The organism is Levilactobacillus senmaizukei DSM 21775 = NBRC 103853, from assembly GCF_001592085.1.
Taxonomy (GTDB): domain Bacteria; phylum Bacillota; class Bacilli; order Lactobacillales; family Lactobacillaceae; genus Levilactobacillus; species Levilactobacillus senmaizukei.
On the sequence record NZ_BCWD01000008.1, the window covers coordinates 68,380 to 91,643 of the forward strand.

Annotated in this window: 25 protein-coding genes, 1 pseudogene and 1 riboswitch; of the genes and pseudogenes, 21 read left to right on the top strand and 5 right to left on the bottom strand. The window is 47.1% G+C overall.

What is annotated here, in order from left to right; all coding sequences use genetic code 11:
* Positions 1-4 precede the first annotated feature (4 nt).
* The 7 genes from LSE01S_RS04625 (at position 5) to LSE01S_RS04655 (ending at position 8,242) form a co-directional block, all read left to right on the top strand.
* Positions 5-415: an EbsA family protein gene (locus LSE01S_RS04625; protein ID WP_061776459.1), complete on the top strand. Its 411-nt coding sequence runs from the start codon at positions 5-7 to the stop codon at positions 413-415.
* On the top strand, positions 412-2,067 hold the full coding sequence (locus tag LSE01S_RS04630; protein ID WP_061776460.1) for a formate--tetrahydrofolate ligase: 1,656 nt from the start codon (positions 412-414) through the stop codon (positions 2,065-2,067). Before LSE01S_RS04625 ends, LSE01S_RS04630 begins: the two co-directional genes overlap by 4 nt.
* Before the next feature lie 430 nt (positions 2,068-2,497).
* Positions 2,498-2,965: a signal peptidase II gene (lspA, locus tag LSE01S_RS04635; RefSeq protein ID WP_061776461.1), complete on the top strand. Its 468-nt coding sequence runs from the start codon at positions 2,498-2,500 to the stop codon at positions 2,963-2,965.
* Positions 2,962-3,888, top strand: coding sequence for an RluA family pseudouridine synthase (locus LSE01S_RS04640; protein ID WP_061776462.1), 927 nt, complete (start codon positions 2,962-2,964; stop codon positions 3,886-3,888). The genes lspA and LSE01S_RS04640 overlap by 4 nt, the downstream gene beginning before the upstream one ends.
* 136 nt (positions 3,889-4,024) lie before the next feature.
* Positions 4,025-4,561, top strand: coding sequence for a bifunctional pyr operon transcriptional regulator/uracil phosphoribosyltransferase PyrR (pyrR, locus tag LSE01S_RS04645; protein ID WP_061776463.1), 537 nt, complete (start codon positions 4,025-4,027; stop codon positions 4,559-4,561).
* 28 nt (positions 4,562-4,589) lie between these two features.
* The gene (locus tag LSE01S_RS04650; RefSeq protein WP_061776464.1) at positions 4,590-5,666 is read left to right on the top strand and encodes a carbamoyl phosphate synthase small subunit; all 1,077 of its coding nucleotides are present in this window, start codon (positions 4,590-4,592) and stop codon (positions 5,664-5,666) included.
* A 2-nt stretch (positions 5,667-5,668) separates the two neighbouring features.
* Positions 5,669-8,242 (top strand): carbamoyl phosphate synthase preATP-grasp domain-containing protein, encoded by a 2,574-nt coding sequence (locus LSE01S_RS04655; RefSeq protein ID WP_061776465.1) that lies wholly within the window; start codon positions 5,669-5,671, stop codon positions 8,240-8,242.
* Between the two features lie 61 nt (positions 8,243-8,303).
* Here LSE01S_RS04655 and LSE01S_RS04660 read toward each other — a convergent pair whose 3' ends face one another.
* Positions 8,304-10,010, bottom strand: a complete 1,707-nt coding sequence (locus LSE01S_RS04660) for an NFACT RNA binding domain-containing protein (RefSeq protein WP_061776466.1) — start codon at positions 10,008-10,010, stop codon at positions 8,304-8,306.
* A 201-nt stretch (positions 10,011-10,211) separates the two neighbouring features.
* On the opposite strand from LSE01S_RS04660, the gene LSE01S_RS04665 reads away from it, so the two are divergent.
* From LSE01S_RS04665 to LSE01S_RS04680, 4 genes are all read left to right on the top strand, one after another.
* Entirely contained in the window at positions 10,212-10,649 is a 438-nt protein-coding gene (locus tag LSE01S_RS04665; RefSeq protein ID WP_061776467.1) for a MarR family winged helix-turn-helix transcriptional regulator, read from the top strand.
* Positions 10,650-10,851: 202 nt separating this feature from the next.
* Entirely contained in the window at positions 10,852-11,718 is an 867-nt protein-coding gene (locus LSE01S_RS04670; protein ID WP_061776468.1) for a DegV family protein, read from the top strand.
* A 51-nt stretch (positions 11,719-11,769) separates the two neighbouring features.
* A riboswitch (THF riboswitch) is annotated at positions 11,770-11,866 on the top strand.
* Between the two features lie 42 nt (positions 11,867-11,908).
* On the top strand, positions 11,909-12,433 hold the full coding sequence (locus tag LSE01S_RS04675; RefSeq protein ID WP_061776485.1) for a folate family ECF transporter S component: 525 nt from the start codon (positions 11,909-11,911) through the stop codon (positions 12,431-12,433).
* A 278-nt stretch (positions 12,434-12,711) separates the two neighbouring features.
* A complete protein-coding gene (locus tag LSE01S_RS04680; RefSeq protein ID WP_061776469.1) occupies positions 12,712-13,155 on the top strand; it encodes a GtrA family protein in 444 nt (147 codons plus the stop codon).
* 44 nt (positions 13,156-13,199) lie between these two features.
* Here the strand turns inward: LSE01S_RS04680 and LSE01S_RS04685 are convergent, their stop codons facing one another.
* Positions 13,200-13,709 (bottom strand): VanZ family protein, encoded by a 510-nt coding sequence (locus LSE01S_RS04685; protein ID WP_061776470.1) that lies wholly within the window; start codon positions 13,707-13,709, stop codon positions 13,200-13,202.
* A 281-nt stretch (positions 13,710-13,990) separates the two neighbouring features.
* Here LSE01S_RS04685 and LSE01S_RS04690 point away from each other — a divergent pair, with 281 nt between their 5' ends.
* From LSE01S_RS04690 to LSE01S_RS04725, 8 genes are all read left to right on the top strand, one after another.
* Positions 13,991-14,473, top strand: coding sequence for a hypothetical protein (locus LSE01S_RS04690; RefSeq protein WP_061776471.1), 483 nt, complete (start codon positions 13,991-13,993; stop codon positions 14,471-14,473).
* Positions 14,474-14,756: 283 nt separating this feature from the next.
* On the top strand, positions 14,757-15,296 hold the full coding sequence (locus LSE01S_RS04695; RefSeq protein WP_061776472.1) for a hypothetical protein: 540 nt from the start codon (positions 14,757-14,759) through the stop codon (positions 15,294-15,296).
* A gap of 188 nt (positions 15,297-15,484) precedes the next feature.
* Positions 15,485-16,135, top strand: a complete 651-nt coding sequence (locus tag LSE01S_RS04700; protein WP_061776473.1) for an endonuclease III domain-containing protein — start codon at positions 15,485-15,487, stop codon at positions 16,133-16,135.
* A gap of 226 nt (positions 16,136-16,361) precedes the next feature.
* Positions 16,362-17,222 carry an ABC transporter ATP-binding protein gene (locus LSE01S_RS04705; protein ID WP_061776474.1) on the top strand — a complete coding sequence of 287 codons (861 nt, stop codon included), beginning with the start codon at positions 16,362-16,364 and terminating at the stop codon, positions 17,220-17,222.
* 1 nt (position 17,223) lies between these two features.
* Complete coding sequence (locus LSE01S_RS04710; protein ID WP_061776475.1) at positions 17,224-18,099, top strand: ABC transporter permease; 876 nt, start codon at positions 17,224-17,226, stop codon at positions 18,097-18,099.
* Between the two features lie 21 nt (positions 18,100-18,120).
* Entirely contained in the window at positions 18,121-18,576 is a 456-nt protein-coding gene (locus tag LSE01S_RS04715) for a LytTR family DNA-binding domain-containing protein (protein ID WP_061776476.1), read from the top strand.
* A gap of 11 nt (positions 18,577-18,587) precedes the next feature.
* Entirely contained in the window at positions 18,588-18,983 is a 396-nt protein-coding gene (locus LSE01S_RS04720; RefSeq protein WP_061776477.1) for a DUF3021 family protein, read from the top strand.
* Between the two features lie 52 nt (positions 18,984-19,035).
* Positions 19,036-19,323: an ArsR/SmtB family transcription factor gene (locus LSE01S_RS04725; RefSeq protein WP_082622344.1), complete on the top strand. Its 288-nt coding sequence runs from the start codon at positions 19,036-19,038 to the stop codon at positions 19,321-19,323.
* Positions 19,324-19,619: 296 nt separating this feature from the next.
* Here the strand turns inward: LSE01S_RS04725 and LSE01S_RS04730 are convergent, their stop codons facing one another.
* Genes LSE01S_RS04730 through LSE01S_RS04740 form a run of 3 tightly spaced genes read right to left on the bottom strand, consistent with a single transcriptional unit; the run spans position 19,620 to position 22,136 of the window.
* Positions 19,620-20,186 (bottom strand): flavodoxin family protein, encoded by a 567-nt coding sequence (locus LSE01S_RS04730; protein WP_061776479.1) that lies wholly within the window; start codon positions 20,184-20,186, stop codon positions 19,620-19,622.
* Between the two features lie 16 nt (positions 20,187-20,202).
* Positions 20,203-21,240 carry a zinc-binding dehydrogenase gene (locus LSE01S_RS04735; RefSeq protein WP_061776480.1) on the bottom strand — a complete coding sequence of 346 codons (1,038 nt, stop codon included), beginning with the start codon at positions 21,238-21,240 and terminating at the stop codon, positions 20,203-20,205.
* Positions 21,241-21,293: 53 nt separating this feature from the next.
* Complete coding sequence (locus LSE01S_RS04740; protein WP_061776481.1) at positions 21,294-22,136, bottom strand: SDR family oxidoreductase; 843 nt, start codon at positions 22,134-22,136, stop codon at positions 21,294-21,296.
* A 105-nt stretch (positions 22,137-22,241) separates the two neighbouring features.
* Here LSE01S_RS04740 and LSE01S_RS04745 point away from each other — a divergent pair, with 105 nt between their 5' ends.
* Together LSE01S_RS04745 and LSE01S_RS04750 are read left to right on the top strand one after the other, a co-directional pair.
* On the top strand, positions 22,242-22,625 hold the full coding sequence (locus LSE01S_RS04745) for a MerR family transcriptional regulator (protein ID WP_061776482.1): 384 nt from the start codon (positions 22,242-22,244) through the stop codon (positions 22,623-22,625).
* A 205-nt stretch (positions 22,626-22,830) separates the two neighbouring features.
* Positions 22,831-23,264: pseudogene (locus tag LSE01S_RS04750) on the top strand (IS4 family transposase); the annotation flags it as partial.

The following is a 23,264-nucleotide window of genomic DNA, read 5'->3' on the forward strand; positions in this document are numbered from 1 at the left end:
GTTAATGATAACCCAAGAACGACGTTTTTTATATCAACCCAATCCACTGAGTTCCGTGATCAATTGGAGTTGGACCTTGATTGTTTTGATGATGGGGGCCATCTTCTGGCTGGAAATCACTCATTTTAACTGGTACACGCTGGGCTTTTTTGTGGCCTTTGCACTACTGTGTTGGATCGAGATTCATTTCAGAAATATCACGATGGTTAAGGGTGTCCTGACGGTCAGCACCGTCTTGAATCATCGGCACCTGGTCATTCCCCTGAAGCAAATCAGTAGTGTCCATCTGAGCCGCTACCGGTTAGGGCTCGTTGCGCAAGGCAAGATTTACCAGTTCCTGTTGCCGCGTAATTCGGCGATTGAACTTGCCGGATTGATCAGTGAGGCCACCGGGATTGAGGAGGAAAAAGCTTGAACGATATTGAAATTTCACAACAAACAACGCTAGAACCCATCGAAAAGATTGCGGCTAAGGTGGGCTTAACACCCGATCAGATTGAACCGTATGGTCATACGAAGGCGAAGATTACCTTGCCCCTGAAGAATCCCAAGACCAGTGGCAAATTAGTGCTGGTGACGTCGATTAATCCGACGCCAGCCGGTGAGGGGAAGTCCACGGTCGTGGTCGGCCTGGGAGATGCCATGAACCAAGCGGGACACTCAACCGTCCTGGCCTTACGGGAACCCTCAATGGGCCCCGTTATGGGGATGAAGGGTGGTGCCACCGGGGGTGGCTACGCTCAGGTGGTGCCGATGGAAGACATCAACCTCCACTTTACGGGGGACATGCACGCCCTGACGGAGGCCCACGATACGCTAGCAGCTTTGATTGATAATCATATTCATCAAGGGAACGCCCTAAACTTGGACCCTCGGCAGATTGTCTGGAAACGGGTCCTTGATATTAATGACCGTGAGTTACGGCAGACGGTCATCGGACTTGGTGGCCGGACCTCTGGGGTGCCCCGTCAGGATGGTTTTGACATCACAGTGGCCAGCGAATTGATGGCAGTCCTGTGTCTCAGTGAAGACCTTAGTGACCTGAAGGAACGGGTTAACCGCATTTTAATCGGCTATAACTATGATCGCGAACCCGTGACCGTTGGTGACTTGAAGGTTGGTGGCGCGATTACGCTGTTATTGAAAGATGCCATTAAACCCAACTTAGTCCAGACGTTGGAACACAACCCGGCAATTATTCATGGTGGCCCGTTTGCCAACATCGCCCATGGCTGTAACTCCGTGCTGGCTACGCAAACGGCGTTGCAACTGGGCGACTATTGCGTGACGGAGGCTGGCTTCGGTGCCGACCTCGGTGGTGAAAAATTTATGGATATTAAGACGCCGGTCTTGGGCAAGACGCCGGATGCTGTGGTTGTGGTGGCGACTGTGCGGGCCCTTAAGTACAACGGTGGCGTGAAGCGCGCCGACCTGACCAATGAGAACGTTGCGGCGCTAAAACAAGGTAGCGTTAACTTGAAACGCCACATTGCCAGCATGCAACAATATGGTGTTCCCGTCGTGGTGGCTATCAATCGGTTCACGAGCGACACAGATGCCGAAGTGGCGGCTTTAACCAAGGTCGTCACAGAGCTCGGGGTTGCCGTGGCTCCGACGACGGTGTGGGCCGATGGTGGGGCCGGTGCCAGCGACCTGGCCGCTAAGGTGGTGGCTGCAACCCAGCAGCCCAAGGATTTCCACCGATTGAATCCGGCAGGAACCGACCTGATGACGCAAATGACGACGATTACTCAGAAAATTTACGGTGGTGCGCGGGTTGAACTGTCGGCGAAGGCGCAACGTCAGCTGAAGACCTTTGCCAAGTATGGGTGGGATAAGTTGCCCGTCTGCATGGCGAAGACCCAGTATTCACTGACAGATGATCCGCATGCGTTGGGGGCACCGAGTGACTTCACGATTAACGTGCGAGAGCTTTCGCCACGATTGGGTGCTGGCTTTGTCGTTGCCTTGACGGGTAACGTCTTGACAATGCCAGGATTGCCGAAGCATCCGGCGGCACTTGATATGGATATCGATGCCGATGGTAAAATTACCGGATTATTTTAAACTGATTTGAAGCACGAGGCTGGAGCGTAGGTTCCAGCTTTTTTTGTGAGCTGATTAGGGAGTGGCCCATTGGATGGCTTGGTTTAGTCAATACCACAATTAGGTCAAGTTTGAAGAGTTTTGGCATTAGGATCGGTATGCTCGAGGAGGATCTACACGTCGTTAACCGATGAGTGACAACGTATAAGGAGCCTGACCGATGAGGCTAATTAATAAAAACTTGGATAAGCCTTGCCATGTCATGGGTTTCTTATTTTCTTTGATGGACTGTCTGAATTCGGGTTCCCGGGGATGAGTAGCTGGCAAATGACGCGGAAGATCCCCAGTTTGCCTTTGATTTATCGAAATTTATCGGGCGTCAATGCCCGGTTGTTCTGATTTTCTGGTATACTTTTTAACAACGACTTATAGGAAAGGTGTTCCCTAATTTATGCTGATTGTCGATACAATCTTAATCATCGTACTCGTGGTCATTGACCAATTCATTAAGCACGCCGTGGTGGCGAATATTGCCTTAGGGGGTCAGCACGTCTTGATCCCGGGGTTCTTATCGCTGACCCATCTGCGTAACGACGGAGCGGCATGGAGCATCTTACAAGGCCAGATGTGGTTCTTCGCGGTTATTGCGATTGCCGCGTTAGGAATCATGGGCTATTTCTTCTGGCAATACCGGTCGAATCGCGACCACTGGCTGGAAGAATTGGGGCTGGCGCTAATGATGGCTGGCACGATTGGGAACTTCATTGACCGACTGCTTCAGGGCTACGTGGTCGATATGTTCCAACTTGATTTCATTAATTTTCCAATTTTTAATTTTGCGGACAGCTGTTTAACCCTAGGTGTTGTGGCGATTGCCATCGGGGTGTTTATAGCTGATCGACGGGAGGACCAAAAATGACACAAGACATGGCGTTTACGGTAACGGCCGCAGAACGACTTGATAAATTAGTTGCAGATACAGAGAAAACTATCTCACGGTCCCAGGCCAAGGCGGCCATCGAGGCGGGCCAAATTACGGTGGATGGTCAGACGGTAAAGCCAAAGTTTAAGGCGAATGTTGGCGCGCAGGTGGCGATTAGTTTGCCCGATCCAGAACCGATTGACCTGGAACCCGAGAATATTCCCCTAGACATTGTCTATGAAGACAACGACGTTATTGTGGTGAATAAGCCCCAGGGAATGGTTGTTCATCCCGCACCGGGTCATCCCAACCATACCCTGGTGAATGCCTTGCTCTACCACAGCCCACTCTCGGAAATTAATGGAGAGTTGCGGCCGGGAATCGTTCACCGAATTGATAAGGATACCTCGGGATTGTTAATGGTTGCCAAGAACGACCAGGCACATCAGAGCCTATCTGCCCAATTGCAGGCGAAAACTAATCTGCGGGAGTATGTGGCGATCGTTCACGGTAACTTTAAGGAAGAAACCGGGATTATCAAGGCGCCTCTGGGGCGATCACCCAAGGACCGTAAGAAACAGGCGGTTGTTGCCGACGGGCGGCCTGCGGTGACCCATTTCCGGGTTCTTGAACGCTATGGCGACTACTCACTGATTGCCTGTCGCCTGGAAACCGGCCGGACCCATCAGATTCGGGTGCACATGGCTTACATCAATCATCCGGTCGCCGGGGACCCCTTATACGGGCCTAAGAAGACGTTGAAGGGTGACGGGCAGTACTTGCACGCCAAGACCCTAGGCTTCAAGCAACCCACCACAGGCGAGGAACTAGCGTTCAGTACGCCGGTGCCAGCTAACTTTGCCGCCGTTGTTAAGCGATTGCGGCAACAGGCAGGCCTACCGATTGATCAGGAAATTTAGACTTTTTATGCTAAAATATAACCAACAAAACGGGTTTGCCGGTTAAAACAGGCGGGCGGGGACTTCATCACCTACGGAAGAATCCCGCCCGTTTCCTGCACCTGCCGGTTCCCAGAACTTGAAGGAGGAAACACAGATGGCAAAGGTAGTTGTGGACGCAATGGCCATGCAGCGGGCGTTAACCCGAATTACTTACGAAATCATTGAGCGAAATAAAGGGGTCGATGACCTCGTTATCCTCGGTATTAAAACTCGAGGCGTTTATTTAGCACGGCGCATTGCTAGCCGCCTTCAGCAATTGGAGAATGTGACGGTACCGGTGGGCGATTTAGATATTACCCCGTATCGTGACGATATTGAACACGATGGCAATTCCGCCGACCCGGAAGTCACTGCCGCCAACATTGATTTCTCGGTGGAGGGCAAGAAGGTTATTCTGGTCGACGACGTCCTGTATACCGGACGGACTATTCGAGCAGCGATGAGTGCCATCATGGATTTAGGCCGGCCTAAGAGTATTAACTTGGCGGTTCTAGTTGACCGTGGACATCGCGAATTACCAATTCGTGCCGACTTCGTGGGCAAAAACATTCCCAGTTCCCAGCATGAACGGATTCGGGTCTCCGTTAGTGAGATCGATGACCGTGACGCTGTCGAAATCCAACAGGCATAGGACTAACTGGTAAAGGGGCCGATTTTTCATGGCAAAACGCTATTTAATTTTAGAAGACGGCTCGGCATACGCCGGTGAGGGATTTGGTGCTGGCGCGACGACGAGTGGTGAAGTCATCACCAATTTAAATCTTTTGGGTTATCAAGAGATTATTACTAACCAAATTTATCATAATCAAATACTTATCTTTTCACAGCCAGCAATTGGTAACGTGGGGATTAACCATGATAGTTACGAGTCCATTTTGCCCACAGCCAAGGGAATGGTGGTCCGCGATGTCACAAACATTTCGACCAACCGGCTCTCACGATTATCGTTGGATGAGTTTCTCCAGCAACATAATATTCCCGGAATTAGTGGTATTGACACGCGCCACTTAATTCGAAAGCTGCGGCATATGGATGGCCCAGTGAAGGGAAGCATTGTGGATGTGGCCGACGCCCACGCGTTTGACCAACTGAATGCCACGGTGTTGACGAATCGTCAGGTCGACCAGGTGGCCACCCCGAAGCCTTATCCGAACCCGGATACCGGGAAGAACGTGGTCGTCATTGATTTTGGCTTGAAGCATGGGATTTTACGGCAGTTGTCGGAACGTCGGTGTAACGTCACGGTTCTACCGTGGACGGCCAGTGCCCAAGACGTGTTGAACCTGGATCCAGATGGGGTGCTTTTGTCGACCGGTCCCGGTTCGCCATTAGATCTGGGAGACGGCGTGCTAGAAATGATTCGGACCGTGCAGGCGGAGATTCCCCTCTTTGCAATTGGCTTAGGGCACGAGCTCTTTGCCTTGGCTAATGGGGCGAGTCTACGACCATTACCGGTCGAATACCATGGGAGTAGCCATCCCATCCGCCGCATCATTACGAATGATATTATTTATGCGGCCCAGGGTCAGGGATACGCGGTGGATGATAAGACCATTGACCGCGATCGACTGATTACCACCTATGTCGACCTGATTAATGGGACCGTTCAGGGACTCCGTCACCGGGATTATCCGGCGTTTTCGGTGCAATTCTTTACCGACGGGGCCCCCGGTCCTCATGAAAGTCGCGATTTATTTGACGAATTTATGGAAGCCATGACAGCACGGGAGGGATAGGTTTGCAGAACTTAAACGACCTACAGAAGGTTCTCATCATTGGGAGCGGTCCGACCGAGATTGGGCATGAAACCGAGCTGGATAGCGCCACCGTCCAGATTATTACACGATTGAAGAAGCAGGGGATTCGAACCTCAATCATCGATAATAATCCGTTTTCGGTTGCACTCGAAGAGATTCAGCCGACCAACATGTATATCCAAGCGGTGACGACCGAGAATGTTCGACATATCTTGGAAAAGGACCAGCCGGACGCCATTATTCCCATTTTGGGTGGACTAGTGGGAATTCGGATTGCCCAGGAGCTCATTGAGAATGGCGATATGCGGCGGCTAGGAATCAGACTGTTGGGGATGCCTTCGTCTACTATGAACCAAGTGAACAACCCCGCGGCACTGAATGCCACATTGAAGGAAATTCATGAGCCGGTCATTGAGGCTAAGATTGTTGAAACGACCGATGAGGCGATGGGCCTGGCCGAGAGTATCGGCTTTCCACTGATTGTCAAGCCGGTCGCCCCACGGCTGGATACTAACCGGATGATCTGTGAGAATGTTGATGAGATGATTACGGCATTGAATCAGGGCTTCCAGCAGTCTCGATTTGACCAATGTACGTTGGAACACAGTGTGGTTGGGTTTAAAGAAATTGAAATGGTGGCCATTCGTGACGTTGCCGACACTAAAATTCTGATTAGTGGGTTAGAGAATGTTGACCCGATTGGGATTCACTCCGGCGATTCCATTTTGGTGGCGCCAACGCAAACACTCAATGACCGGGAATACCAAAATCTTCGGGACGCCACGTTTAGAATTGCCTCGGAACTGGGGATTGTGGGGGTGCTACACTTGAACTTTGCCCTCAATCCAGCCGATCAACGCTTTTATATCACCAAGGTGGCGCCATACTTTACGCGGGGAGTGGCCTTGGCCGCTCGAACGACCGGTTATCCCGTCGCACTAGTGGTGGGGAGCTTGTTGCTGGGACAACGATTGGTCGACGTGAAGTTACCTAGTCGTTACGTGAAGCAGACGGCAGTTATCGAACCGACGGTGGACCACGTCAGCGTCCGAATTCCCATTTGGCCGTTCCAACAGGTGCCGGATGCTGATCAGCATTTGGACACGGTCATGAAGGCCGTGGGGTCCACGGTTGGCCTGGGCCGTTCGGTGGAGGAGGCCATGTTAAAGGCCGTCCGGAGTTCACAGTTCTCACCACGTGATGTCTTACCTAGCGTCAGCAATCTAACCGATGGCGAAATGATTCGCCAGCTGATCCACCCATTAGCCAATCGGATTCTGGTATTAATTGAAGCCCTGCGGCGCGGTTACTCACCGGCTGAGCTAAGCGAATTAACCAAGATCGACAATTTCTACTTTGTGAAGCTCCAGCATTTGTTGGAAATCGAAAAGCAGATCCAGGCGAACCCAATGGACGTGGCCACGTTACGGGCCGGTCGGTATTACGGCTTCGGGGACGGAATGATTGCTCGGATCTGGCAGACGGATACGGCAGCTATTCGTAAGTTGTCCGCGAGTGCCGATATTATGCCCACCTATAAGATGGTTGAACCAACTGCCGGCGAATTTGATGAGGATACCAGTGGGTACTACAGTACATTTGAATATGAAAATGAAAGTCATCCGCTCGGCGATCGTACGGCGCTGGTGTTGGGACGTGGTGGGAATCAGTTGGGTCCTAATTCGGCCGCAGAGTATTTCACCACGGAAATGTTGAAGCAATTAAAGCGGGCAGGTTACCATACCATTCTGATGAATACCAATCCGAACGCGATTGGTATTGCCCCGGAGTTCTCGGATAAGCAATATGTCGATCCCATCCAATTGGGGGATGTCCTGAATGTCATTCAAGTGGAACAACCGGACATCGTGATTGTTCCCGGTAACCGGCACTTCCTAGCACGGGAGTTGGGAAAATTATCGCTTAATCTACACGTCTTGCCACCTGATCAAGAGACCGGGGAACCACTGCCTGAGTCGGCGACAATTGGGGTTAGCCTGTTTGTTAACGGCGATCAGAAGGTTGCGGTTGGCGTGATGGACCTGATTGCTCCCGGAATGAATAAGAAACTTTCCCAGGTCACGGCCTTCAGGATGCCTGCTGAGCTACCCAAGGCTAAACGACTGAACCTGGTTGAACAAGCCAAGCAGGCGGTTAGTGAGCGACAGCTGACGGGGATGGTTCAGGTGCTCTTTGCGCCCAAGAATGCCCAGTCCAAGCAATTAGCGGTCGTGGGTGTCCGGCCAACCCGGTTAACCGAAATGGCCTTCCTTAGCAAGGTCACAGGCGTCAACTGGGTCCGGATGTTAACCCGGCAACATATTGGGACGTTGGATGATGCCGAATTGACGGCGGTCAATATCGACCTGAATAGCCAACGCGTGGCGTTAATGAATGCCGCCTTCCCGTTCCGGCAACTGCACGTTTTGAACCGACCGGGAAGCACTGATCAGGAGGTTGGGGCGACGATCGCCTTTGGTTCGAGTGAGGCTCTGACCCTGACCAACTTAAGCGATACCGCCGAGCTTGATCAAATTATCAATCGAACAATTTAACGATAAAATAAAGCCTCGCATTCTGATTATGAATGCGAGGCTTTAGTATAACTAGAACGATTTAGTTTTGAAGCCGTTCGACCACATCACTATCGGGCGTCACGTAAACGGTCCGTTGGCCGGTAAAGATCACGAAACCAGGTTTAGCCCCATTGGGTTTACGGAGCCGTTTGACGGGAACGTAATCGACGGGAACATTGCTGGATTCACGACCCTTAGAGAAGTAAGCGGCTAACTGTGCTGCTTCTAGAATGGTGGCTTCACTCGGATTCTCGTCGTGAATGATGACGTGAGATCCGGGCATATCCTTAACGTGTAACCAAATATCCGTGCGCTTGGCGGTATGCAGGCTTAATTGGTCGTTTTGCAAGTTATTCTTACCCACGGAGATTTTGGTACCATCGGTCGCCGTGAACTGATCGGGCTTGCTAACCTTTTGCCGTTTTTGTTTCTTGGCCTTCTTTTGGTGATCGTGGTCACGTAGGTAGCCACCCTGTTGGAGTTCTAGGCGAATGTCGACCAAGTCCTTAGGCGCTGCCAGCTCGATTTGCGCCATGATGTTACTGAAATAGTCGACGTCAGCCTGGGTGATCTTAAGCTGTTCATTGACGTAAATGACCGCGTTCTTAGCTTTCTGATAACGCTTGAAGTATTTCTGTGCGTTCTGATTGGGCGAGAGTTGATTGGATAGAGCAATCTTAATGAGCGCGTTATTGTCGTAGAAGTTCGGCAACGACACTTCGGTATCGCCACGATTGACCTGATGAAGGTAGGTCGTCAGGACCTCGCCTTTAATCCGATAGTCATCGGCGTTTTCGGTTTCGGCCAGGGTACGCTGTAGCTTCTTTAGCTTGGTGCGATTCTTCTTGAGTTCATTGCGAACCACTCGAATCAGCACGCTACCCTGTTGCTGAACCCGGTCACGCTCGGCCTTATCTTGGTAGTAATGGTCCAAGAGGGCGCTGAGTGTTTCGGCCGACTCCTGGGTGCCTTCCGTTGGATAAGGGAAGGCTGTAAAGCTAGTTTTGTTCTTGGGAGAAATTTCCAAGGTTGGTGTCGGTTGATTGAAGCCAGCAAAGAATTTGGTGAAGAGATCGGTGGCTGTTCCGGATTTGTGCAGGATGGCAGCCAGTGCCGCCGCCGTGTCCTTGCCTAGACCTTGGTATTGATGCTGCAGGGTCGTAGCCAGAACTTCTTCATTTGGAAAGTCACGAATAGTTTGAGCGAGATCGTCACGAGGCCCCTGGAAGGGATCATCCAAGTCCTGCTTGGGGGGCGTGATGTACTGGGCGCCGGGAAGCAATAAACGATAGCGGTTCTGATCGGAACCAACGTGTTTAATGGCATCGAGAATCTTGTCCGTTGCACTGTCCACCAGGATGACGTTGCTGTGACGAGCCATGATTTCAATGATTAAGAGTAACTCTTGTTGGTCGCCCAATTCATTACGGGAGGTAAAGTGTAGGTGCACCACGCGATCGTTAGCGGATTGGGTGACTTCTTTTAGAATGGCCCCTTGCAGATATTTTCGTAGAATCATTGTAAAGTTTGTGGGAACGGGTGGATTCACGTAAGGAATCTGCGTCACTTGAATCCGCGCGTAGGTGGGATTGGCCGAAAGAAGAATGGGATAATTGTGGCTGTTGGCCCGAATGGTCAGAACAACTTCGTTGGCATAGGGTTGGTTAATTTTACTAACGCGACCGGTAGCTAATGATTGGTTGAGTTCTTGAACCATAGCGTGGGTGAAAGAACCATCAAAGGACATCGTGAAACAACACCTTTCTTGTTAAAATTTTTAAATACATGAGTCGAAAAGGCAACACAAGATCAAGTATACCGGGCCTGCACCGGAAGTGCAAAGAAGAACTATCAATTTAGGTGGCCGCATATTGATAAATTTATTAAATTAACGCTTGTGAGTGGCAACGGTATCGTTGTACAATACAATTAAAAGGAGTGAGGAACCATGAAATCCAGTCTTTCAGCGCTAATTTCCATTAACAAGGTGCAACAAACGTTGCTCCAGCGCATGACTAAGCAATATCACCTGACCGTTTCTGAATGGCAGCTGCTTGATCACATCGCTAGTGGAGAAAATACGCAGGAGATTCTCGCTCAGAACACCAAGTTAGATACCTCAACACTGAGTCGGCAGTTGAAGGGCTTGTTAGCTAAGTCGATGGTGACGAAAGAGGCCGTGGGCCGAGACAAACGCCAATTGCTATATACAATAACCAATGATGGCACGGAAACTGCTGAACGGATCCACGCGGCATTTGAGAGCCTATCGGACGATGTATTTGAGCATTGGTCCACGGATGAACGCAATTTATTGCAGATTTCATTGAATCGTTTGGATAAAAGTTTTGATCGGCATCGGGTGTTGAAAAAGCCTGAAGGTTAATCGGATTATTTATTTCTGAAATTATTTTTAGTGTTTGGTATCCCAACATCCCTGAATGAACCGGGAATGGAGCCGCTTTCGCAGAGAAAGACTGTTGTGGCGCGGCTTTTAAGTCTCTGTTAAGAGGCAGGTAATTCCTAGTCGTCAGGGGTGTTTTATGTTATTCTGGGTAGATGAATGAAAAGATAAAGTAGGTGTAAGAATGAAGATTGCTGTGGTCACCGATAGTACCAGCTATTTGTCCGCAGAAGAGGTTGAGCGGTATCACATTCACGTTGTTCCTATCCCGGTGATCATTGATGGTCGCTCCTATGATGAAGATGTTGATATTACGACCAGTGAATTCTACGATCGGTTAAGAAATTCCAAGTCATTTCCAAGTACTTCCCAGCCGCCATTGGGCGAAATGATTAACTTATATAATGAATTGGCGGACGAAGGTTATGACGCGGTTATCAGTATTCACCTGGCTAGCACCATTTCTGGTTTTGTGAATCAGCTGAAGAACATTGCGCCAACCATCGAAAATATTAAAGTAATTCCTTACGATAGCCAAATTACCGTTAAATTGATGGGTTACTTGGCGATTGAGGCCTCGCGTATGGCTGACAGGGGTGCTGAACCAGAAGAAATCATTGCGCGCTTAGATGACTTACGGTCCACGATTGGGGAGTATTTTGTCGTCGACGATTTGCAAAACCTGGTCCGTGGTGGGCGATTATCGAATGCTTCGGCATTTATCGGGAGTGTCTTGCGGATTAAGCCACTGCTTACATTTGATGATGATACCCATGAGATTGTGGCCTTTGAGAAGGTTCGTTCCCGTAAGAAGGCTTTGGCACGGGTAGAAGACTTATTTGTCGAGGCCCAAGCACAAGTCGACTATCCATTACGGGCGCTGGTGATTAATGCCAACGACCCTGAGGGTGGGAAGACCTGGGCGGATAAGATTGCCACGCAATATCCAGAAATTCCGGTAGAACAGTCGTATTTTGGTCCCGTTATTGGGACTCACCTTGGGGAGAAGGCCTTAGCGCTCGCGTGGATGAAGGACTTTGACCGGGCATAACTCGTGCACACGGGTTATCGATATGTTATGATGTCTCCTGTAATTAAAATTTACGGAGTAGGAAATAGAGCGTAAAGTGCTGACGGAACGCAATGTGAACGTCGGACGAAGGGCTGGGACCCGCGATTCTATTTCCGCATTGGCCGCAGCGATGTGGCAACTCCCTTAGGAGATGTCTTAATTGAAGACGATGACAAATACCTGGCTACCCAAGCTAGACACGTTAAGTATGGTTACTTTAGGCATGTTAATGGCCCTACAGTTGGTCCTTAGCCGTTTCTCGGTTGGTAGCAACCTGATCAAGGTTAGTTTTACCTTTTTGATTGTTGCGCTGATTGCCAAATGGTATGGACCGTGGTGGGGCATGATGACTGCGGTGGTTGTCGATGTTGTCGGTACGCTGATTTCTGGTGGGCCGTACTTCGTTGGCTTCACGGTTTCGGCGGTCCTGGGATCGTTGACTTACGCGTTGTTCCTGTATGGTAAGCCGGTAACCTGGGTGCGGGTGATCCTGGCCTCGGTGGTTATCGCGGTGGTTGTCAATGCCATCCTGAATACGTGGTGGGTGACCATCATGTATCACACGCCATTCTGGAGCCTATTACCAGCACGGGTTATCAAACAATTGATTGTCACGCCACTGCAAATTGTCTTGGTCTACTGGCTGTTGAACAGTCAGATGATTAAGATGGTTCAAGCACGATTAAAAGGCTAAATAGAACACCTTCTTACCATTAGGTTGGCTGGAAGGTGTTTTTCAATGGTCAAATAGTGGTTACAATAATTTTTTTACTTTAACTTTAGACAACCAAACAACCTAAATTGGCAACATAGCAGCAACTGCTAATTATGACACACCAATAAACGTCAACGTTTCGGCACCTAGCGATCGAACCTTTAACTTTTTCTATTAAATCGGGGGACTCCCTTGCGTCACGGCATAAAGTCCTTTATAACGAATATTGGTAGAGGCAATTCGGGGAGGATTTTTTCATGACACAATTACGCCAACTTTTTCAAAAATATCAAGATGTTCTCGCTTATCTGGTCTTCGGTGGCCTGACCACCGTGATCAATATCGTCGTCTTTTACTTAACGGCAACCTTATGGGGCTGGAACTACCAGGTCGGCAATGCCATGGCATGGTTTGTTTCGGTGCTATTCGCGTACCTGACCAATCGGGTCTGGGTCTTCCATTCTCACTTCACGACCATGAGTGCACTGACTAAGGAAGTTGTTTCATTCTTCTCGGTGCGGGCGGCAACGTTAGTGATGGATGCCGGCATCATGTGGATTGGAGTATCACTGCTTCAACAAAATGAAATGTTAACGAAATTAGTCGACCAAGTCGTGGTTGTTCTGGCAAACTACTTCTTCAGTAAGTGGTTCGTTTTTCGTAAGACGAAGGCGCTTAGCCGTAACGAAATCGATGATTAATGAAAAATCCCTTCACCAATTTTCACTGGTGAAGGGATTTTTTATTAAGCTAGGACTCGTTGCCGGGTGTGTTGTTTGTTAGACAACCGCAGGTAGATGGCGACCATCATGCCGCCGATAAGGATGCCTAGTGCGTTGGCTAAGACATCATTGATGTCGCTGCTTCGGTTGATTAGCCAGTGGTTGGAGAGAATATACTGGAGCGTTTCAATTCCACTTCCCACGAAGAGACCGAAGGCCCCAACGCCTAAGAGCGATAATTTTGGTGCCAGCCATTTCAGCGCTAAACCGATGGGTAATGTTAAGGCAATGTTTTCGGCAAAGCCTAAGTTGAATAGGTCGAAATGCGTCAAATTAACGCGTCCCATGCCAGGTGGCATGATGTAGACGCCCGTGCCTGAGAAGGACAAGGGGGTAAATAAAATCACAGCTAAACCTGTTAAGTAGGTTAGCACGATGATGCCTGCCCAACGGTGACGACGCCCGGTGGCGAGAATGAAGAGGCCAGCGACACTGGCCATTAAGGTGATAATGATTAAGGGTTCCCAACGCATGTGATCACCTCCGTTGATGGTAGCGATGAGTTCTTCTGATTAACATGTTTATAGAATACCGCATTATTAGCCTTACGAGGACATTTCTCGCAAGGCTTAACCGTTTCTTGGCGCCTTTAGAAAAATCATAAGTTGTTGCTCACAGTTTCGTCATAATTCATTAAGTAAGAACCCTTGTTAATAAGCCGACTGCCCGAGTTTACGTGATCATCCGAGCATTGTGAGGGTGTATAATGGCTTCAACCTAGAATCTATTATTGGCATAAAGGATGGTGACCAGCATGGGCCTTAAACAATTGCGGTACTGGCAGTACTTAAAGCACTTAAGCTATGGTCTCTTAGCAGTCATGATTTTACTGACATCGAACTTGGTTCACCGGGGAAATTACTGGACCATTAACCCTTCACCATTTACGGCTTGGGTCGTCTTGAGCTGGATTGCTTGCTATCCATTCCTTAGGCAGCATTATATTAGAATGTTCAAGAAAACCGATCCGGATCTTCGGTCTTTTAAGACGCGGGCGTTGGACCTTCATCAACGCGACTTGAACGCCAACCATAAGGACCGACGTTGGACACCCAATGGGGTGACGGCTAACCCCTGGTCTTATATGTCTGACACAACCCAGAGTACTGACGAAATTTTAAATCCAATCTATATTTTTGTTGTGCACCTTTGGTATTCTCTATTGTTGCTCGTCTTCGGCCCAATCTTGATGGTTGGACAAGGCATTAAATGGATGGTAAAAGCCTTCAGTCATTGAAGGCTTTTTATTTGGAATTGGTGGCTGCCAACGAGTTAGTTTTATCTAAATAGCCCAGACAAGGTTATTTATTTATCGAATCGGACCAGTTCAATCGATGCGGTGTTTTTTTCCCGGTCTGAATGAAGGACGGTTGTCAGACCAATGATGACAAATGCTTTAATACCGTGATTGGTGACTTGTCAGCGCGCGTTGGAGATGCTATGGTTTAAGCATTAAAGACGTGATCGTGTGGCATCTACATCTGCTAAAGAAGTGACTTTGGCAATTAGGAGGAAATAATATGACACAATCCAATATGGCCCACTGGGTTGCTGGAGGACTTATCATTCTGGCCGTTGTGTTTGGACTGATTGGTTCGTCGACAACCGTCATGGCCGCCAGGAATTCGGGGGTACGGATCGAGAAAAGCACCACGATTAAGGCTGACAAGCGGGCGCTAAAGGCTGCCACCTTGAACGGTAAGGGGTTGTCGTTAGCCTGGCGGGCGGTTATTGATCATAAGTTGAAGCTGCTTAAGAACCTCAAAAAAACAATTAGTCGGGAACAAGGCACCGTCTATACGATTCATCAAGCTAAGCAGTTAGTAGGCAAGATTAATAAGTTAAATAAAAAGTATCGTCACAAATTGAAACAGTTGAAGAAACGTAAAGACCCGGCGGATATTCACTACGCGGTTTACTATGATTCGGATGGAACCGTGGCTTTCATGAGAGAACACGTGAAGCGAGTGGGCAACCGAACCTATATTCGTGGCATTCAGGAGCATAACGGTGTCTTCCATAAATTTGGTGGCCACGGCGCGGGCTTCACCGTTGGGTAAGCGGGCCACAGAAACTTGGGAATATGCGGTAACTTAAGGCCAGTGTAGCGATCATGATCATCGTTGCTGGTGGTTTAGATCGTCAAAAATTTGCTGTGATTGAGTAATCGACCAATGCTAGGCCAACGTCCCGTTTTGCGGTAAGATAAAGTTAATGAATCGGAATGGAAAAAGGGAGTTGGGCAAGCATGTTAACAGACAAACAGATTGTTTGGGCCATTCATCAAATGGAGGACGATATCGGGCCGGTTGGGTCTTCATTAGATGCCAGGACGCCGTTTCAATTTTTAATTTCCGTTATCCTAAGTGCCCAGGCAACCGACGTTTCCGTCAATAAGGTCACGCCAACTTTATTTACTCGGTACCCCAATCCTCAAGATCTGATGGTCGCCGAGGTTGGTGACGTTGAAACGATTATTAAGAGCGTCGGTTTATTTCATAACAAGGCCAGGAATATCATCAAGACCGCGCGAATCGTTCATGAGGATCTTAATGACGTCGTACCAACTGACCGTAAGGGCATTATGGCCTTACCGGGTGCCGGCCGTAAGACAGCCAATGTGGTGTTGAGTGATGTTTTTGGACAGGCGACCTTTGCCGTGGACACCCACGTCTCAGCGATTTCCAAGCGACTTCACTTTGTGTCCCAGGCGGCCACGCCGTTACAGGTAGAAACGAAGATCGTGGGTGTACTACCGGCCGCGGAATTACATCAGGCTCATCACACGATGATTGAGTATGGCCGAAAGTATTCCATGAAGTTACCGCCAGAGAAAGAGGTCTGTCAGCTTATTGTTGACTGTGACCAGTTAAATGAGGAAAATGAGGCGGTATTGTAGTCATTGGTCCAATTGAATATTTATTAATAGTCAATCATTTAAAAAGATAGTCAAGCGTTGGTCTAGTACCGATGCTTGACTGTCTTTTTGTCTGCGGGTCATACTCATGGGAAACCTTTGAATCATGCTTTTTGACGACTTACCTAGCTTGATTAACCACTTATCGAAATCTCCGAGACGGTATGACTGATCAAGGCGTATGCTCCAAGCATAGGAGATGAGGGGAATGTTATTAGAAGCGAAAAACTTAACGAAGACTTTTGGCGATCAGGTCGCTGTGGACGGTGTGAATTTACAGATTAAGCAGGGCAGTTTTACGGCTTTGTTAGGGCCTAACGGCGCGGGTAAGTCGACCACAATGTCGATGTTAATCGGGCTGAGCATCCCCACGGCCGGAGAAGTGACGTATGACCGAAAGCCCAGACTGGGCGTTGTTTTCCAGGGGAGTGTGCTAGACGAAATGCTCACGGTGAAAGAAAACTTAGACATTCGGGCCGGCCAATATCGCCGGGTGCCGACCGATCGGGTATCCGTCTTAAGCAAGCAACTTGGGTTGACGAGCTTCATGTCACAACGCTATGGCACCCTTTCCGGCGGGCAGAAGCGGCGGGTCGATATCGCGCGAGCCTTAATAAATAATCCGGATATCCTTTTCTTGGATGAGCCGACGACCGGTCTGGACATTCAAACGCGATTGGCCATCTGGACACTGATCCAACGGCTACAGCGGGAGCATCATCTGACGGTTATTCTAACGACTCATTACTTAGATGAGGCGGATTCCGCCGACAATGTGATTGTGATTGATCATGGTAAGGTGCTGGCATGGGGGACGGCGGCGGAAATCAAGCGCCGGTACGCCGGTAACTTGTTGACGTTGGCCGCGGCAAGTCCTAGGCAACTTGCCGCTCGAATTGATCAACAGCCGATGCGAATGACCGACGATCGGCTGGTCTATGACCTGGCAACGGCACAAGCAGCCATGGACATTTTAGTCACGAACCATGATTTAATTGAGAATTTTGAATTTCGACCCGGTAGTATGAATGATGCTTTCTTGGCATTGACGGGAAGGGAGATGCGTTAGGATGATGGCCATGATCAAACGAAACTTACTCCTGTATTTTCGGAATCGTAGCGGTGTGTTCTTCTCACTGTTAGGGGCCCTCATTTCCTTTGTGCTTTATTTGGTCTTCTTGAAGAAAAGTATGTTGGCGAGCTGGTTGCAAGTCCCCGATGCCAAGGTGTTACTCGATAACTGGTTAATTGGCGGGACCCTGGCCATTACCGGAATTACCACGACATTGACGAATCTAAGTCAATTAGTGATTGATCAAGAAAAACAGGTGACGGCCGACCTGGAACTGACCGATGCCGGTCCACTACGCTTATTTACCAGTTATTTGGTCAGTGCCACCATTATTGGTATATCGATGCAGATCGTGATGCTGGGGATCATGTGGGGCGGTTTTTATTTAACAGATGGCCTAACCCTGACACTGGGAAGCTTCGTGAACGTGGTGGGACTGATCGTGATGAGCTCGATCCTAGCGACCGCGGTGAATGCCGTCATCATTCGTGGCATTCACTCCGAAGATAGTCTAGGTAAGCTCGGCACCATCGTTGGCACGGCATCAGGCTTTCTGGTAGGTACCTACATTCCGGTTGGTACCATGCCCAGTCTGGCACAGAACCTGGTAAAGTTTATCCCGGGGAGCTACGTTGCGGCTTTGTACCGTCAATTCCTCATGGACGGCAAACTAACGACTGCCTTTTCCGGTCAGACAACAGCAAGACGACACTTTGAAAAATTAATGGGAATTCGACTTAACTGGTCAACCTTGTTGACCCAGCGGGCTACTTACCAGATAATGGGACTAATCTTTGTTATCGCAGTGGTGTTGGCGTTCATGCCAAAGTGGTGGCAGGTGCGACGCCAACGTCGACAGATCCACGAACGGTAAGCGAAAATTGGGGGGATTTTTGTGCGGGTCGAATTTGAACAAAACTTGGCGATTGAGGCGACCGATCCATTAGTGGTCGTTCAAGCAGCGGCAAAGGGTCTGGTAGTGGCCGACGTGATGGCCTACCTGGCGGATTATCAGGCGGTCTATGCAGGGATTATTCCGGTGAAGACGCCCGATCGTTTGGTGATGGTTAAAACGGCGGCCATTATTCTGGCCGATATCCAGCAGGACACGCTGTTGCTCTATACCACGAATGGAACGATTACGACTCATGAAACCTTGCGGCATCTAGTTCAGCGGCTTGGCGACCAGGCTTTCGTTCAGGTCTCCAAGCATGGCGTGTTAAACCTAGATCATTTGGAATCTCTAGAGGATAGTTTCTCTGGTAATATGACGGCCATCCTAACCGACCACGTGAAGACCGCCGTGAGCCGGAAGTACGTTAAGCAACTGATGCGTCAGCTGGGATTATAGGAGGGGTGAGAATGAATAAGATGTTCATTTACGGTATTCGTGGTATGGGATACGGTGCTGTGACCTTTTTTCTCCTGATTGCGGTGCATGTTGCGCCAGCCGCGGTGTCGACTAAAAATGTTCTGAGTCTACTTCTGGTGAGTGCGGCCATTGGCCTCCTCAGCATGATCTTCGACGATGGTCATCAAGAGGTGGCGTGGCCGTTAGCATATGGCATTCACCTGATTGGCACGTCAATCCTGATGTTGACCTTAATGGTCTACAATCATTGGTCGCTGGGACCGGTGGCACTTGCGAGTTTTCTTTTCATTTACGTGATTATTTGGGCCGTTGTGATGTTAAACCAGCATTTCCGGGTGACACAAATCAATCGGGCCATCAAGCAGCGCACACGGAAAAAATCCTGACCCTTGAGCAGTGGGGTTTGCGAAATAAACTAATTCTAGTAGGATGAGTGATATGACAAAACAAGAAGTGACAACCAAAGACAATATTGCCGTGTTCAAGGCCCTCGCTGATCCAATTCGTCTTGAAATTGTTCGTTACTTAAACCGACTTGACCATGAGGTAGCTTGTGGTGAGATCGGTCAGGCGATGCAGATCAGTAAGACTTCGGGGTCCTATCACTTTAAAATTTTGCAGGAGGCCGGGTTAATTACCGCTCATAAGGTGGCACGCGAAAAATATGTGACCTTAGACCGCTCGACCTTTGACCACTATTTAACGCATTTCTGGCAAAACTTATAACGAACTAGACCAATCGGGAGAAGCCGCTACCAGGCAATGTCATTAAGTTAAGCTATTGACAAACTAGATTCCATGTACAGAATACCTATGCTAAAAATAATGTTTTACTGTTAATCGATAACTATAATAAGCACTAGAAAGAAATCGAATAATTTGTCGACTACACAAAAAGCCTCTCACTATTACATATAGCTGAGGCTTTTTGTGCTGAAAGTTCATTTATATCACGCGGTTATTAGAATGATCAACTATAACAATACGGAGATATCAATTAGCTTTCAACTTGATATTTAGTTTTAGTGAATGCTCTTTCCAAGTTGATATGCTTCTTCTTGATGCTTCTTAAGCTTGGCACCATTTAAAGCGTCACTAGCGAGTACGTCACTAATTCGATCCCAGCGCATATAATTAAGTAATTGATCAAAGTAGGCTTTTAGAGACCGAAAGGCACTTTCCTGACCATAGCCAGAAATTAGAGTAATTGCCTGATGATTACCATGACTAGAATCTTTATAACCGTTATTACCATGTAGGTCGTGATTATAGGCATAAAAACGATCAATTACAGCTTTGAGAGCAGCATTGATCCCGTAATAGTACAGAGATGATACTAAAACAACTACGTCTGCTTCAATAAGCTTGGGCATTACCTCTTTAGTAATAATATCGTCTGGTTCCAGAGCCTCTTCCGTTCCAGGCGTTTCCTGTAATTGAAGAAGTGAGAATTCACTAGTACGGCGACCTGCATCAAAACGGTATAATTCATTACCAGCTTCACGAGCACCTTTTTCGAAGGAATCGGCTAAGCTTTCTGAGGTACCTGGATGATGGGGACTACCCGTTAAAATTACTATTTTTTTCAAAATAACACCCTCCAAATTACATCTTAATATATGCCTTTACTACTTTACGCTCATCCATATCATGGTAAGCTGTGTTAATTTCAGCTAAGTTGTATGTCTTTGTGAAAACCTTTCCAGGATTGATCTTACCATCAAGCACAGCCTTTAATAAGACCCTTTTATCGTAAGTTGTGACCGAAACTGGTCCACCAGCAAGAATAGTGTTTTTGAAAAATGGCGCTGTCATATCCATCTTAGGCGTATGTGGAACGCCAACTCGGCCAATGATGGCACCTGGCCGGCCGACTTGCATAGCTGTTTTAATTGATTGATCAGTCCCAACGCACTCAAGGACTGCATCGGCACCACTGCCGTTAGTTAATGACATAATTTGCTCAACAGCATACTCTCCTCGATCAGAGACGTTATCTGTTGCACCAAATTCTCTTACCAGTGCTTGTCGGTCTGCGTGACGACTAGTAGAAATAATTCTCTTGGCACCCCGTAATTTAGCGGCAATTATAGCGCAAAGACCGACGGCACCATCACCCATGACAACGACTGTATCTCCAGCAGAAACATTAGCAACCCGTGCTGCATGGTAGCCCGTTGCCATAACGTCAGATAAAGCTAATAAAGATTTGAGCATTCCCTCGCTATAATCACTTGGTTGTCCTGGTACCTTTACCAAAGCCCATTGGCCATGTTGATAACGAATATATTCACTTTGGTAATCAACACTAAAGTTATCCGTATGGTTTTGACAAGAGCCATCAAACCCGGCAAGGCAAGCCGCACAATGGCCACAGCCATGTGCACAAGGGGCAATTACAAAATCACCTGGCTTAACAGTCGTGATCTCTTCACCGACCTCTTCAACGATCCCAATTGCTTCGTGACCATTATTTTCAGAATGATCTTCCTTCTGGTCTAAGCCACGAAAAGACCAGAGGTCAGAGCCACAGACACAAGTTCGAACAACTTTAATAATTACGTCATCTGGTTGTTTTACTTGTGGCTTTGGGGTATCAATTACTTTGATTTCACCAACTTTAGCAAATTGTGCTTTCTTCATAATGAGTAGCCTTCTTCCGAATTTTATTTTTCTCTAAATAAATGTAGATCAGCTTAATTATCAAAAGTCATATCAGTAGAAAGTTTACGGTATTTTTCAATAGTTTCATGCAACTTGGCCATTTTTTCTTCAACTGCCTTAATAGTGTCTTCACCAGCTAAAAAGTGAAGAGGTGGGTTATCTGAATGAGCTAGCTGGATCAAAGCATTAGCTAGTTTTTCAGGATTACCCGGTTGGTGGCCATTTTGACTAGCAAAAAATCTCTGATATTCTTTGCTTTTTTCTGCATAATCAGCAATTGCTAAGTTACCAAATTTAGTAGAATTTTTAGTTAGAAATTCTGACCGGAAAAAGCCAGGCTCAACGAGTGTAACTTTAATATTGAATGGGGCCATCTCTGGTTCAAGTGCCTCCATCCAACCTTCAAGGGCAAATTTGGAAGCTGAGTAAGCAGCGTTATATTCAAAGCCAACTAGTCCAGCACTAGATGAAAGTGTAATAATATGACCAGACTTTTGCTGACGCATAATTGGCAAGACATGGCGGGTTAAACTCATTGTTCCAAAGACATTAGTTTCAAATTGAGCACGAATCTGTTCAGGACTAATCTCTTCGAAATAACCACTGTAGAAATTACCAGCGCTGTTAAGAAGAATATCAATCCGACCGAATTGAGCCATAATTTTATCAAGAGCTTGAGTAATTGACTCTTGATTGGTAATATCAAGTTCTACTTTTAACAGGTTCGAATTATCTGGTAAGATTTTATCTAATTTACTAAGATCACGAGCGGTGGCAATAACTCGGTCACCATGATTCAAAATAGAATTAGCAAAGATATTTCCCATTCCTCGACTAGCACCAGTGATTAACCATACTTTTGATTCTGTAGACATAAAAAAACTCCTTCCTTTTCATCAATAGGCTTACTTTATTGACTAAGATACACCTTAAGGTTAACCTTAAGGCAAGCATTAATTACAAAAAATTAGGAGAATAGTATGTATACAGTAAAAGAAATTGCTCAAAAATTTGATCTAACGCCTTACACAGTTCGTTACTATACAGACCTGGGGCTAGTACCAACAGTCAAACGTGATAATAACAATACACGATTATTTGGTGAAGATAGTTTTGAATGGTTTATTACGATTTTGCACTTAAAAAAATGTGGAATGCGGATTAGTGATATTAAGAAGTATGTGGATTTATGTGAGCAGGGGAATTCAACGTTGCAAGCTCGGTACGATTATCTTTTAAAATATAAGAAATTTGCATATCACCAATTAATTGATGCACAAGAGCAAGCCAAGTTTATGGCTGATAAAATAGCAACTTATCAAAAATGGATAAAAGAAGACTCAAAAAAGAATCACTTATGCTAGAGATAATTTTTGATCTGAAAATAAAATTTATAAAATAAGACACTTACTTATTGATTAGTAAATGTTTTTTTGTGAATTATGAGTATATAAATTTTTACCATTTTACTGATTATTTAAATTAGCTTGTAATTATCTTATAGTGAAACGCAGTTAGTTTTCTGTCATTTACCAACTAGTTAAGGATAAAATTAAAGAGAGAATCGTAATGAGAAAATTAAATATACTAAATCAACTTGATAATGTGATACGAGAAACTGCTGATAATATTTATGATTTCATCAGCGACCCTCGCGCTTTTACTAGAACACGTAAATTAGACCCATTTACTATGCTTAAAGTGACTATTAATATGCAGGGAAATAGTCTTGATAAAGAACTATACGATGCTTTTTCAGACTCTGATGATAAATCATTAGTATCTACATCAGCTTATGTTCAGCAAAAGGCCAAGCTCTCTCCGGCCTGTTTTGAGCATATTTTCCATACTATGAATCAACGACAAAAGGCTCAAAGATTATTTAAGTCCCAATACCGACTGTTAGCTATTGATGGCTCTGATTTTAACCAGCTTTGGAATCCAGAATCAAAAAATATTGTTAAATTTACTAACCAGCATGGTTGTCAGAATTATTGTCAATG